We start from the raw sequence: 13,370 nt of genomic DNA on the forward strand, positions 1-13,370 counted from the left end.
TTGTCAGTGGCGGATGGGACACTTCCGCCCGTGAGCTCCTACCCGCCCAGCGTCCCTCCGCAGACGACACCGCAGACGCCACCCCTGCGGCAGCGGCTCGCCGACCTGCGCGGCCCGGCCGTGCCGCCCCGCCCGCTCGACGCCCGCGCGCTCGCCGCCCTCGCCGCCAACCCCGGCTGCGGCAGACGCGCCCTGCTCGACGGCGCCGGCGTGGACAAGACCGCCCTCGCCGCGGCCCTCGGCTCGCCCTCCGCCTTCGGGCAGTCGCAGTTCGCCATCATCCGGGGCAACTCCTTCGAGGCCAAGGTCAAGGGCGACGGCGGAGCGGAGCTGCTGCGCTTGGTGTACGAGCGGCTCGGCGCCGGAGCCGAGCCGCCCGGGCCGCCCGGCCCGGCCGCCCTCGTCCCCGACCTGACCGCCGCCGGACCCCAGGGCCGCGCCGCCCGCACCGCGCTCGCGCTGCGCGAGGCGACCGCCGCCGGCGCCTGGACCCTGCTGGACCACCCGATGCTGGCCCTGGAGGTCGCGGGCTCCCCCGCGTACCTGGAGCCGGACGCCGTCGTCGTGCACCCCGACGGCCGCTGGACGGTGGTGGAGATCAAGTCGTTCCCGATGATCGACGGGAGGGCCGACCCGGCGAAGGTCGGCGCCGCGGCCCGGCAGGCCGCCGTGTACGTACTGGCCCTGGAGAGCACCGCCGGGAAGCTGCCCGGGGCCACCGTGGGCCACCAGGTGGTGCTGGTCTGCCCGAAGGACTTCTCCAATCTCCCGACCGCCGCGCTGGTCGACGTCCGCCGGGAGCGTTCCGTCACCCGGCGCCAGCTGGAGCGGCTCACCCGGGTCGAGGAGCTGGCCGCCCTGCTGCCCGCGGGCCTGTGTTTCGACCCCTCCCGGCCGGCCGAGGAGCTCACCGAGGCCGTCTCGGCGGTCCCCGCCGCCTACGCCCCGGAGTGTCTGGCCGCCTGCGAGCTGGCCTTCCACTGCCGCCGGCGGGCCCGCGCCGCCGACGAGGTGGGCGCCCTCGGCCGGTCGCTGCGGGCCGAACTGGGCGGCCTGGGCACCGTCGAGGAGGCCCTGGCGGCCGCCGCCGGCGCCGGACCCGCCGAGGACCCGGCCGCGGCCGCGCTGCGCCAGGCCGCCCGGCTGCGCGCCGAGGCACTGGCGCTCGCGCCCGCCCGCACCCCGTCGGAGGACTCCGCATGCCCCTGCTGACCACCCTCGCCCGGCTGGAGGCGGTCCGCGCGGGCCGGGCCCGGGCCCTGGCGACCGTACGGCACCGGCACCTGAGCGAGCGCCCGCTGGTCCTCGTACCGCTGACGACCTCCGGTGAGGCCGGTGCGCCGCTCGGAGCGCTGGTCGGCACCGACCGGAACCACCCCCGTCTGCTGGTCATACCGCAGCCGCGCGACCGGGACCTGCGCTGGGAGTTCCTGGCGGAGCTGGCGCGCCAGGTGATGCCGTACATCGACGGGTACGCCGATGCGGTCGAGCCGGCCGAACGCACCGAGACCGACCCGGAGAGCGGCAAGCGGGTCAAGGTGGAGACCGAGTTGTGCGTGGACGCGCCGCAGCTGATCGTGCCGAGCCGGGCGGGCGTGGAGTACGTCCGGCTGCTCGGCCGGTCGATGCGGTTCCGGCGCACCGCCGAGGAGGACCCCGCGAACCCCTACCCGGTACCGACCCAAGTTCCGCTGCTGGGACGCTGGTTCACGCATCTCGCCGAGCGCTCCCGGGTGCCCGGTTCCGCCCTCCTGCTGTCGGCGACCGAGCTGCTCGCCCGGCACTGGGCGACCGGCCAGAGCAGCGTGGAGGACCAGCACCTGGGCGCCCTGCTGGCCTGGATCGCACCGCCCGACGGGGAGAGCGGCGCGGAGGCCGCCCTGCGCGCGGAACTGGCCCGCGACCGGGACGGGCAGCTGCTGGTCCCGCCCGCCGGGCCCGCCACCGACCCGGCCTTCGACAACAAGCTGCTGGCCCCGGCGATGGCGCGCTACGACGCGGCGCGCGCAGCGGGCGACCGGGCGGCCGCCGAGCAGGCCGAGCGGACGGTGCGCGAGCTGGTCGGCGGCCAGCTCCGGCCCACCTGGGACGCGGTGTGGCGCTCCCTGGACCTGCTGCGCACCCTGCCCGCCGGGGAGCGGACCGGGGAACGCTGGACCCGCGACCGCTGGTCGTACACCGGCCACCGCGACCGGGTACGGGCGGGCGAGCCGCCGCAGCCGCGCCGTGACGACGCGGTGACCGCGGCGCAGAAGCTGGCCACCCGGGAGACGGAACAGGTGCGGCTCGACGCCCAGGAGGCGCTGGACGACCCGCTGGTGATGGCGGGGCGGCGGCTCGCGGGCGAGGCGTTCGCGGGCGAGGTGACCGAAGTGGTCATGGAGTGGACGCAGTCGGCGCGCCCGCGCCCGCGGCCGCTGGTGACGGTGGTCACCGAGGACCGCCCGCAACTGGCCGACGGGGGTGGCGGAAAGGTGTTCCGGTCGCTGGACGGGCGCCCGCAGGCCGCCGAGTTCGTGGGCTTCGAGGAGTCCGGCGGGATCGTGCTGCGACTGCTCGACAAGATGGGCTCGGGCCGGGAGCCGGCGCCGGGCACGGTGCCGGAGAAGGGCGACCGGCTCTGCTGGACGCTGTTCGAGCACGACGCGCGCGGCGGCCCGAAGCTGCCGGACCCGGAGCAGACGCCCTGGACCCACGGCGGGCCGCCGGGATCGGCGACCGCCGCGCTCCCCCTCCCCGACCCGGTCACCGACGGAGACATCCTTTGACCGCCTTCGACCCGGGGGCGGCGGCCGCCCGGGCGAACGCCGCCATCCTGCACGACACCCTCCACGGCACCGAGCGGGGTGTCGTCGTGGACTCCCCGCCCGGGGCCGGCAAGTCCACCCTGGTGGTGCGGGCCGCGCGGGAACTGGCCGCCGCGGGCCGCCGGCTGATGGTGGTCGCGCAGACCAACGCCCAGGTGGACGACCTGGTGCTGCGGCTGCACGAGAAGGACCCGGGGCTGAAGGTCGGCCGGCTGCACAGCAGCGAGGGCGACGCCTACGACCCGGCGCTGCGCGAACTGCCCTCGGTCACCCTCTCGGCCAAGCCGGGGGAGCTCGCGGAGCTGCCGATCACCGTGTCCACGGCGGCGAAGTGGGCGTACGTGAAGGACGTCGAGCCGTGGGAGCACGCCATCGTGGACGAGGCCTACCAGATGCGCTCGGACGCGCTGCTGGCCGTCGCCGGGCTGTTCGAACGGGCCCTGTTCGTGGGCGACCCGGGGCAGTTGGATCCGTTCAGCGTGGTCGGCGCCGAGCAGTGGGCGGGGCTGTCCTACGACCCTTCGGCGTCGGCGGTCTCCACCCTGCTGGCGCACAACCCGCAGCTGCCGCAGCACCGGCTGCCGGTGTCGTGGCGGCTCCCGGCGTCGGCGGCCCCGCTGGTCTCGCGCGCCTTCTACCCGTACAGCCAGTTCCGCAGCGGTACGGGCCCGGGCGAGCGGCTGCTGTCGTACGGGGTCGCCTCCGACGGGTCGGGCCCGGACCGGGTCCTGGACGAGGCCGCCGAGTCGGGGTGGGGCCTGCTGGAACTGCCCGCGCGGCACACCCCGCGCACCGATCCGGAGGCGGTCGCGGCGGTGGCGCTGGTGGTCCGCCGGGCCCTGGACCGGGGGGCGGTGACGCAGGACGAGCACCCCGGCGGCCCGGCCCCGCTGACGGCGGACCGGATCGCCGTGGGCACCGCGCACCGCGACCAGGCCGCCGCGGTCCGGGCGGCCCTGGCCGGCCTGGGCGTGCCGGGCGTCACGGTGGACACCGCGAACCGCCTCCAGGGCCGTGAGTACGACCTGACGGTGGTGCTCCACCCCCTCTCGGGCCGCCCCGACGCCACGGCCTTCCACCTGGAGACGGGCCGCCTGTGCGTCCTGGCCTCCCGCCACCGGCACGCCTGCGTGATCGTGGCCCGCGCGGGCGTCGCCTCGCTGCTGGACGACCACCCCTCGACGGAGCCGGTCCAACTGGGGGTGACGGTCAAGTTCCCGGACGGCTGGGAGGCGATGATGTCCACCTGGGACTTCTGGTCCGACCACCGCATCCCCTGGCGCCCGTGAGCCGCCCGGAGCCAGCCGCGCCGCCGCGGGTTTCCTCGGCGGCGCGGCGGCCCGCGGACTCGCGCCGGACCACGTCGCCCACGCCTTACGGGAGTTCCCGCCCATGAGGATCCGCCTGCACGTCGTCTCCGCCGCCACCCGCCCCGCTTCCTCGGGCCGCCCGCTCGCCGCCCGGGTCAGCGAACAGGCCCGCGCCCGCGGCGGCTTCGACGTCACCGCGGTCGGCCTCGCCGAGATCGCCCTGCTCAGCTACAGCGCGGGCCCCACGGGCGGCGCCCCGGCCGCCGAGATGCTGCTGCCGGTGCTGACCCGCCTCGGCATGCTCCCCACCGAGCGCCGCCCGGCCGTCCCCCGCATCAACGCCCTGATCGGCCCGGACGGCTTCCGCGCCCCGGACGGCCTGGCCGCCGAACTCACCGCCCAGCTGGACGAGGTCGCGGCCCTCGCGTCGCAGCCCGTGGCCGTCCAGGTGCTCCGTACCGATCACCGAACTGGTCCGATGGGGACACCGTCGCTGTGACGGACGGTTCGGGGGGATGCCGCGTGGCGACGGTCGGGGATGTCGCGGACACGGAGGCCGCGGCCGCGGGCCGGCGGCGCATCCGCCGTTCCGCGATCGTCGGCGCGTGCTCCATGGGCGCGGTGTTCGCCGCGAAGATCGCGCTGGCGTCATGGTCCGCCGGGTTCGCCTGGTGGATCGCGGCGCCGCTCGCCCTCCTCTTCGGCGTCGGCGGGGCGGTGGCGGGCGCCCGGACGGGCCGGATGGAGGGCACCCGCGAGGAAGCGTTCCAACCGGGCGGGATCCTGCTGACCCCCTACGCCGTCCACCCCCTCGGCGCGGGCGGGCGCGTGCACACGACGTACGAGAGCGCCCGCTTCAAGCTGTGGGTGACGAACCGGGGGCTCCGCCTCTGGGACGGGGCCGAGCAGCTCTGGAGCCATCCCTGGCGGACGCTGCGCCTGAGGGCGGAGGGCGAGCTGGTGCTCGTGCACCACGACGGACAGGTCATCGCGGAGTTCCTGGTGGACACGCGGGACGGTTCACCGGACGAACTGCTGCTCGGCGCGGACCGGCTGCGCGGGCGTTCCCGGCACGGGTGACGGCGGGCGGCCGGCGGGTGCGGCGCGCGGGGGCACGCGTGCGCCCTTGCGGGGCGTTGGACAATGGAGGGTGGCCCGGAAGGATTCGCGCGCAGCACCCAGGAGGACAGGCATGGCAGAGCCCGAGCGGACCCGGCGGAGGCTGCGGCCCGCGCCGCTGCTCTTCGAGCCCTCGGAGGCGACCTCGGACCCGGAACACTTCTTCGACCTGGAGTCGATAGAAGACCCGCGGGAGCTGCTGGCCCGCGCGACCGAGCTGACGCTGGCCTTCCGGGCGGCGCAGGACCGGGCCGTCGAGTTCCAGGCGCTGGCGGCGGCCCAGCTGGCGGACCCGCGGCGGTTCGACCGGCTGCCCGCCTCCGCGATCGCCGAGCAGGCGGAGTGGACCGAGGACTACGCCGTGAAGATGATCGAGTTCGGCGAGAGCCTGCTGCGCGGCGGCGGGCCGGAAGAGGCATAGGGCCGCGCCCGTGGCATATGCGGGGCGCACCATACTCCGGGCCGCACCGTCCTGTCCCGGAATTCGGTAACTCCGGGGAGTTGTCCCGCTACCCACGGTAGACCTGGGGCATGACGACCCTGACCGGCTGCTCCGCCCTCCACGTCCGGCCCGCTCCCGCCACCGAGGTCACCCACGAGGGCGCCTCCTGGCTCACCTCCGCGTGCGCTCACCCGCGCGGCGCCCTCGCGGCCTGGGAGGAGCGGCCCGCCGCTCCGGCGGTACTGCCCTGCGGGACCGCGTTCGACGTCGTCAACGTCCCGCTCGTGCTCGGCCGGCGGATGCTGGACCTGCTCTGGGCCGAAGGCCCCGGCTGCGGGCCCGCCGCCGTGCACCGCGGCCGGATGCTGATCTTCGGCGCCCCCGGTACGGCGCACCGGGTGCCCGCCCTGCTCGCCTGGGAGGAGTGGAACCCGGACGTGGCCGCGCCGATCTGCCACGGGCTCGGCGACGCCGTCACCGTGCCGCCGCTCGTCGCGACGCCCGGACCGGCGCGCTGGCTGGTGGCGCCGGACTCCCGGCGGCCCTGGCTGCCCGGGCCCGACGCCCTGCTCTGGGCGTTCCTGCACGCCGCCCGCCTGCAGGTATCGATTTTTCGTTCCGCCGATCGGGATGCTAATGTCTACGACGTCAGCAGGCGCCGCTAGCTCAGTTGGTTAGAGCAGCTGACTCTTAATCAGCGGGTCCGGGGTTCGAGTCCCTGGCGGCGCACAGACGGAAAGAGGCCCCCACGCGAGTGGGGGCCTCTTTCGTGTGCCCGGCCGCCCGGTGCGGACCCCCGGCGACCGGACCGCTACGTCGTGATCTTGACCGTGTACGCGCCGGACGGGGTGCGGTCCGCCACCTCGATCCGGATCCGCTCGCCCGGCACCGTGAACGCCTCCCCCACCTCCAGCGGGGCGTCCGCCAGCGGCGGGTAGACCGAGCGGTCCCAGCACGCCTCCGTGCGCGGGTGGCCGTCGATCACCTCGATGGGGCCGCCGCCCGAGGCCGCCTCGTTGCGGACGCGGTAGACCAGTACCCCCTCGGTGCAGGTGTCCCCGTCATTGCCGGCGGAGCCGCGGGCCTCGATCGCGATGGCGCTGCCCGGTCCGGTGCGGACCACCGCGAGCCGGGTCCCGCCGGAACCGCCCCTCGGGACGCCCTCGGCGATCGGCTGGAGGGTGTGCAGGGAGGTGCCCGACGGTACGCAGTCCACCTGGGAGGCGTCGAGCCAGCCCAGCTTCCACTTGTGCCAGGCGAACAGGTCCGGGGCCATCCCGAACTGGCTGCCCATGACGTCCCAGTCACCGACGTACGTGTCCCAGTCGCCCTTGCCGTCCGATGGCCGGTGGTAGAGGTCGGGCAGGTCGAAGACGTGCCCGGTCTCGTGGGCCAGGACGTTGCGGTCCGGCGGGTGCCGTTCGAAGACGGTCACGATCCGCCGCAGCTCCGTGCCGTCGGCGATGAGCGGCCGGTCGAAGTTGACGACCTTGGTGGCGTCGGAGTCGACCCCGGGCGCGTTGGGGTCGGCGACAAAGTACACGACGTCGTACCGGCTGAAGTCCACCGCGGGGTCGGCGGCCGCGACCGCGTCCCGCAGGTAGGCCGCCCGGTCCTCCGGGGCCCAGTCGCGCTGCATCCCGTACGCCGTGGACGGCTTGGGCATCGCGATCCACTGCTTCTGCGGGTGCGGGACCAGCCGGAACCGTCCGTAGGAGGCGCGCTCGAAGAAGTTGCTGGTGGCGGGGAAGTAGTCGGCGGTCAGCTCGTCGGGGGTGACGGCGGCGCGGTGGTCGGGGAAGGAGAGGAAGACCATCACCGCGTTCAGGGTGCGGACGGGTCTGGGGTAGGCGCGGTTCCAGGTGTCCAGGCCGAGCGAGTGGTGTGCGGCCGTACGGGTCAGGGTGCAGGGGCCGGCGCCGGACGCGGCGGCGGCGGGGGTGGCGACGAGCGACATGGCGGCGACCGCCGCCATGGAGGTGAGAACCGCCGCGGCACTTCGGATGCCGGGATGGTCCACTCCCCCGGGTGTCTGCTGGGGCGGCACATCGACCTCCGGTGGTGGATTCGTACCCTCCCGTCCACCTTGAGGCGATTGTCTTACTTATGCCCTGTTCCGGTGCCCCACATGAGTGAGCAGTAGGGCAAGTCGGTGACCCCCGCGCTTCACGGCCCCGTCTACAGAACGTCACGACCGATCACCCGAGATCAACGACGGGCCGGGCGCGCTCACAGCCGCGCAGAAACGATCGCCCCCGATCGGCCCGACGCACCGTCATCACGGCGTCATCCCGCCGAAGTAGGTTCCTCCACCCGGCGACGCCGCTGGATAGGGCCGTCCGGCAGCCTCTATGATCGGCACACTTTCCTGCACGGACACTCACGAGCACTGCGGGAGCCAACGGTGAGCGGAACCTCAGAGGGAACCGGTTCGGCGGCCGACCGCACCCGATCGGCCATTACGGAGCGTCACCCAGCAGTGCCGGCCCTGCCGGGCATGTCGAGCGAGCCGGAGGTCCCGCCCATGCTGAGCTCGGCCGCCCGGCCCGCGCCGGGAGCCCGCGACTTCCGGGCCGCCTTCGACGCGGCCCACCTCGCGATGGCCGTCGTCGACCGCGAGGGCTACGTCGTCGCCGCCAACCGGGCCCTGGCCGCACTGCTGGGCTCCGCCCCGCACGAACTCGTCGAGCGGGCCGCGGCGGAGCTGGTCGACCTGGCGACCGAGGCCCGCACCTGGCAGGCGTACCAGGAGGTGCTCCGCGGGCGCCAGGCGCGGCTGCGCTGCACCCGTCGGCTCAAGCACCCCGACGGGCACTCGCTGTGGACCGAGGTGACGCTGGGGCCGGTGCCGGGAACCCGGGACGTACTGCTGTCCGTCGCCGACATCAGCGACCGGCGCGACCTCCAGGCCCGGCTGCGCCACCTCCAGATGCACGACCCCGTGACCCGCCTGCCCAACCGGGCCCTGTTCTTCGAACGGCTCTCCGCCGCCCTGGAGGCCGCCTCGTACGAGGACGGCGGCACGGGCCGGATCGGCCTGTGCTACCTGGACCTGGACGGCTTCAAGGCGGTCAACGACACCCTCGGCCACCGCGTCGGCGACCGGCTGCTGACCGCGGTGGCGGCGCGGCTGACCCAGTGCGCCGACCAGTCCGGCTACGGGCGCACCAGCGGGCACCTGGTGGCGCGGCTCGGCGGCGACGAGTTCGCCCTCCTCGTCGAGGACTCCACCGGTACCGAGCAGCTGGCGGAGCTGGCGCGCAGCGTACTGGCCGCCGTACAGGAGCCGTTCGACCTGGCCGGGCAGCGGCTGTCGGTGTCGGCGTCCATCGGCGTGGTGGAACGGGCCGCCGCCGGGACCTCGGCGACCGGGCTGATGCAGGCCGCGGACACGACCCTGTACTGGGCGAAGGCGGACGGCAAGGCCCGCTGGACCCTGTTCGACCCGGAGCGCAACGCCCACCGGATGACCCGGCAGGCGCTCTCCTCCACGCTGCGGCCGGCCGTGGAGCGGGGCGAGTTCGCGCTGGAGTACCAGCCGCTGGTGGACCTGGAGAGCGGCGCGGTGCGCGGGGTGGAGGCGCTCGTGCGCTGGAACCACCCGCAGTTCGGGACGTTGACGCCGAATCGGTTCATCGGAATTGCGGAAGAGGACGGGTCGATCGTCCAGTTGGGGCAGTGGGTGCTGCGGACCGCCTGCCGGCAGGCGCGGCGCTGGCAGATCGAGCAGCCCAGCGACTCGCCGGTGTTCGTGTCGGTGAACGTGGCCGTGCGGCAGGTGTGGGACTCGGACCTGGTGGGCGACGTCGCGGAGATCCTCGCCGAGACGGGCCTCGCGCCGCAGCTGCTCCAGCTGGAGCTGACGGAGTCGGCGGTGATGGGTTCGGCGGGACGGCCGCTCCAGGCGCTCCAGGCGCTGAGCGACATGGGCGTACGGATCGCCATCGACGACTTCGGCACCGGCTACTCGAACCTCGCCTACCTCAGCCGGCTGCCGGTGTCGGTGCTCAAGCTGGACGGCTCCTTCGTGCGCGGCTTCCGCTACGAGGAGGGCGCCCACCCCAACCCGGCCGACGAGACCATCGTGGAGGCCCTGGTCCAGCTGGCGCACCGGCTGGGCCTGACGGTGACGGCGGAGTGCGTGGAGACGGCCGGCCAGGCGGCCCGGCTGCGCCGCGTCGGCTGCGACACGGGCCAGGGCTGGCTCTACTCCCGCGCGGTGGCCCCGGAACGCATCGCGGAGATGATCGGCACCCGCCCGGAGGCGGGGGACCAGCGCTAGACCGTGGGCGCACCTCCGCCCCGCACCCCCTGGGTGGGGGGCGGGGCGGAGGTGCGCTCGGCGCGGGGTGGGGGGAGATCAGCAGGCGCCGAGGTCCTTCCAGACACCCCATTCACCGGTGGTGCCGGGCTCCTCGTTCTGCGTCCACCACTGGGCCTTCCACTTGTGGCCCTTGTGCGAGACCTCGCTGCCGCCGGTGTAGACCGTGCCCGCGACGTAGGCGGGGGCGGTGCAGCCCGTCGTGGGCGTGGCAGTGGGCGTCGGGGTCGCGGTCGGCGTCGCCGTCGGCGTGGGGGTCGCGGTCGGGGTGACCGGGGGCTGGGTGGGGCCGCCGAGGGCGGTGGAGATCTGGCTCAGCAGCGTGGCCTTGTCGTCCAGGCCGAGCAGGGAGTACATCATCGCGCCGGCCAGGCCGCGCTGCTTGCCGTAGTCGACCCGGGCCTGGACGGACTTCTGGTTCAGGCCGGTGAAGAACTCGCCGTCCTTGTAGAAGTACGAGGCCTTCGCCTGGTCGTCCCAGAAGGTGGTCGCCGGGTTGTCGACGATCCCGCCGAGCTCCTTGTAGTTCGCGATGCCGGCCTGCTGGCTGGTGGGCCGGGCGGCGGAGGGACCGGTCGCCGACTGGGCCAGGCCGTTGGTGGTCCCGGCGGGAACGCCCTTCCAGCCGCGGTAGTAGAACTCGTAGCCCAGGGTCAGCTTCCCGGCGGGGAATCCGCCCGCGATGCCGTAGGCCGGGTTGCCGTCGAGCCAGGAGTCGACGGCGTTCTTGATGCTGTACTTCTCGGTGCCGGGCGCGATCGGGTCGGTCGGGTCGGCCGCCGAGGGGTAGAGCGGGGACTGGTGGTAGGTCGGCCCGTCGCCGTCCCAGGCGCCGTGCATGTCGTAGGTCATGATGTTCGCGTAGTCGAGGTACGCGCCGATCTTGTCCGTCTCGATGTACTTGATCTTGTCCTGGCCGGCCGGGAGCGCCGCGGTGAGCAGGTACTTCTTGCTGCCGTTGGCCTGGCCGTAGGCGTCGAGCTGGGTACGGAACTCCTTGAGCAGCAGCGTGAAGTTCTGCTTGTCCTCGGGGGCGTAGTGGTTGCCGAGGTGGCCGCCCGCCGAGCCCGGGTACTCCCAGTCGATGTCGATGCCGTCGAAGATCCCCGCCGCGCTGCCCGGGCCGCCGTAGCCGCCCTCGACCGGCAGGTTGCCCTTGATGTACTGGTCGATGCAGGACGAGACGAGCTTCTTGCGGGAGGCGTCGGTCTTCGCCGCGTCGCTGAAGTACTTCGAGTACGTCCAGCCGCCGACCGAGATGTTGATCTTGAGGTTCGGGTACTTCGCCTTGAGCTGCTTGAACTGGTTGAAGACGCCCACGATCGGCTGGTCCCACTTGTCGGCGACCCCGCTGACGCTGTCGGCCGCGCTGAACGACTTCTGGTAGTCCGCGTAGGAGTCGCCCGCACCGTCACCGGCACTGGCGTTGTTGTCGTCGCCCGCCGCCTTGTTGGCCTCGAAACAGGTGAGGTCGGTGGGGTGGATGTTGCCGAACGAGTAGTTGATGACGTCGAGCTTGCCCGCTATGCCACGGGTGTCGAGGTGCTTGGGGTAGAAGGCGTTCCCGTACACGCTCCACTGGTCGTAGTAGGCGATCTTGACGTTGCCCGCGGCCGTGGCGGCGGTGGCGGTGCCCGCGGCCTGTGCGGTGCCGATTCCCGCGAAGGCGGCCAGCGCTCCGGCTGCCAGCGCGGCCGTGGCGGCGGCCGCGATGAGGGGTTTACGGATGTGCATGAACTGACTCCGTGGGGGTGGGAGGGGATGCGTCAGCTTCGGGTGAGAGAAGTGATAGCGATCACTTCGTACCCCAGTCAATGGTTTGGACCAAAGAAGGACTAGACCACTCGCCGGTCAAATCCGCTCGTCAGAGACCTGAGCGCACATCAGAAACCGCCCGCCACCCCAGGTGACGAGCGGTTTAAGCCTCCCCTAAGCCACACTCCGGCAAGGTTTCCGCAATGAACCAGCCGAACCCCGTTCACCTCCGCTCAAGCCGGAAGCGATCCCTCCACCGGCATCCCGTACGCATCTGCTACGAGCGCGTAGGAGCGCAACCGGACCGCTCCGCCATGGGCGTTGGCCGTCAGCATCAGCTCGTCCGCCCCCGTCCGCGCGACCAGCGCGTCGAGCCCGGAGCGGACCTCCTCGGGCGTGCCGTGGACGATGTTCGCCATCCAGCCGTCGACGAACTCCCGCTCCAGCGGGGAGAAGGGGTACGCGGCCGCCTCCTCGGGCGTCGGGACGAGACCGGGCCGGCCGGAGCGCAGCCGGAGCATCGACAGCGCGCCCGTGAGCACCTGGGCCCGCGCCTCCTGCCCGGTGTCCGCGGCCAGCGCCGAGACCCCGATGACGGCGTAGGGGGCGTCCAGCACCGCCGAGGGGCGGAAGCTCTGCCGGTACAGGTCGAGCGCGGGCAGCGTCCCGGCCGCCGAGAAGTGGTGGGCGTACGCGAAGGGCAGGCCCAGCTCGCCGGCGAGCCGGGCGCTGAACCCGGAGGAACCGAGCAGCCACACCGGCGGCCGCCCGGCGGGGCCCTGGACCGGTCCGGGTACGGCGTGCACCCGGGCGTACGGGTGCCCGTCGGGGAAGCTGTCGTCGAGGAAGCGGATCAGCTCCCCCAGGCGGCGCGGGAACTCGTCGTGCGCCTCTTCCGCCCGCGCGGGCCCGCGCAGCGCGGCCGCCGTACCGGGGTCGGTTCCGGGGGCGCGGCCGAGGCCGAGGTCGATCCGGCCCGGGGCGAAGGCCTCCAGGGTGCCGAATTGCTCGGCGACGGCCAGCGGGGCGTGGTTGGGCAGCATGACGCCGCCCGATCCGAGCCGGATCCGGGAGGTGTGCGCGGCGAGGTGGGCCAGGATCACCGCCGGGGAGGAGCTGGCCACCCCGGGCATGGAGTGGTGTTCGGCGACCCAGTGGCGGTGGTAGCCGCGCGACTCCGCCAGCCGGGAGATCGCCACGCTGGTGCGCAGCGACTCGTGCGCGGTGCTGCCCGCCCCGACGGTGACCAGGTCCAGCACCGACAGTGGCACCGGCGCCCGGCCCCGGGCCACCCCGCGGACGGCGTCCGCCGGGGCCGCGCCGGTTTCCGCGCCCGCGCCCCCTCGTACGCCGGACCCCGTCCCCGTACTCACGTTCGGGCCCCCGGCCGCATCCACGCCCGTTCCGGCGTCCCCGGCGTCCCCGGCGTCGTTCATCGTCGCTCCCGTCCCATGCCGCTCTCCTGTACGTCCGTACGAAGAAGTCGAACCATGGGCCGGGGCGGAGCATTCCCGGCAGACCGGAAGGATGTCAATGCCCCAGGCATATGCCAGAGGGGTACCTGCTGGCGGAGCGACTTGATTGAGCCATCAATCTCATCAACAGGCGCTCCGGAT

General features: G+C 73.8%; 11 protein-coding genes and 1 tRNA gene. 9 read left to right on the forward strand and 3 right to left on the reverse strand.

The features are described 5' to 3' along the window. Positions 1-30 precede the first annotated feature (30 nt). From ACZ4M3_RS13270 to ACZ4M3_RS13305, 8 genes are all read left to right on the forward strand, one after another. Entirely contained in the window at positions 31-1,212 is a 1,182-nt protein-coding gene (locus tag ACZ4M3_RS13270; protein ID WP_467731968.1) for a hypothetical protein, read from the forward strand. After that, positions 1,200-2,768: a hypothetical protein gene (locus tag ACZ4M3_RS13275; RefSeq protein ID WP_467731970.1), complete on the forward strand. Its 1,569-nt coding sequence runs from the start codon at positions 1,200-1,202 to the stop codon at positions 2,766-2,768. Before ACZ4M3_RS13270 ends, ACZ4M3_RS13275 begins: the two co-directional genes overlap by 13 nt. Further along, complete coding sequence (locus tag ACZ4M3_RS13280) at positions 2,765-4,096, forward strand: AAA domain-containing protein (RefSeq protein ID WP_467731972.1); 1,332 nt, start codon at positions 2,765-2,767, stop codon at positions 4,094-4,096. The genes ACZ4M3_RS13275 and ACZ4M3_RS13280 overlap by 4 nt, the downstream gene beginning before the upstream one ends. Before the next feature lie 103 nt (positions 4,097-4,199). Continuing rightward, a complete protein-coding gene (locus ACZ4M3_RS13285) occupies positions 4,200-4,616 on the forward strand; it encodes a hypothetical protein (RefSeq protein ID WP_467731974.1) in 417 nt (138 codons plus the stop codon). Between the two features lie 23 nt (positions 4,617-4,639). Then, entirely contained in the window at positions 4,640-5,197 is a 558-nt protein-coding gene (locus ACZ4M3_RS13290) for a hypothetical protein (RefSeq protein WP_467731975.1), read from the forward strand. Positions 5,198-5,309: 112 nt separating this feature from the next. Further along, positions 5,310-5,657: a hypothetical protein gene (locus tag ACZ4M3_RS13295; protein ID WP_467731977.1), complete on the forward strand. Its 348-nt coding sequence runs from the start codon at positions 5,310-5,312 to the stop codon at positions 5,655-5,657. A gap of 110 nt (positions 5,658-5,767) precedes the next feature. Continuing rightward, positions 5,768-6,343, forward strand: a complete 576-nt coding sequence (locus ACZ4M3_RS13300; protein WP_467731979.1) for a bifunctional DNA primase/polymerase — start codon at positions 5,768-5,770, stop codon at positions 6,341-6,343. Next, positions 6,334-6,407: transfer RNA gene (locus tag ACZ4M3_RS13305), tRNA-Lys, on the forward strand. Before ACZ4M3_RS13300 ends, ACZ4M3_RS13305 begins: the two co-directional genes overlap by 10 nt. An 82-nt stretch (positions 6,408-6,489) precedes the next feature. On the opposite strand, the gene ACZ4M3_RS13310 is transcribed toward ACZ4M3_RS13305, so the two are convergent. Next, on the reverse strand, positions 6,490-7,725 hold the full coding sequence (locus ACZ4M3_RS13310) for a M6 family metalloprotease domain-containing protein (protein WP_467731981.1): 1,236 nt from the start codon (positions 7,723-7,725) through the stop codon (positions 6,490-6,492). A 321-nt stretch (positions 7,726-8,046) separates the two neighbouring features. Between ACZ4M3_RS13310 and ACZ4M3_RS13315 the strand changes: the two genes are divergently transcribed. Further along, positions 8,047-9,960, forward strand: a complete 1,914-nt coding sequence (locus ACZ4M3_RS13315; RefSeq protein ID WP_467732246.1) for a putative bifunctional diguanylate cyclase/phosphodiesterase — start codon at positions 8,047-8,049, stop codon at positions 9,958-9,960. A 78-nt stretch (positions 9,961-10,038) separates the two neighbouring features. Here ACZ4M3_RS13315 and ACZ4M3_RS13320 read toward each other — a convergent pair whose 3' ends face one another. Then, positions 10,039-11,733 (reverse strand): glycosyl hydrolase family 18 protein, encoded by a 1,695-nt coding sequence (locus ACZ4M3_RS13320; protein WP_467731983.1) that lies wholly within the window; start codon positions 11,731-11,733, stop codon positions 10,039-10,041. 254 nt (positions 11,734-11,987) lie between these two features. Then, complete coding sequence (locus tag ACZ4M3_RS13325; protein ID WP_467731985.1) at positions 11,988-13,190, reverse strand: LLM class flavin-dependent oxidoreductase; 1,203 nt, start codon at positions 13,188-13,190, stop codon at positions 11,988-11,990. Between the last annotated feature and the right edge of the window lie 180 nt (positions 13,191-13,370).

This window comes from Streptomyces sp. NPDC026522 (assembly GCF_055567555.1).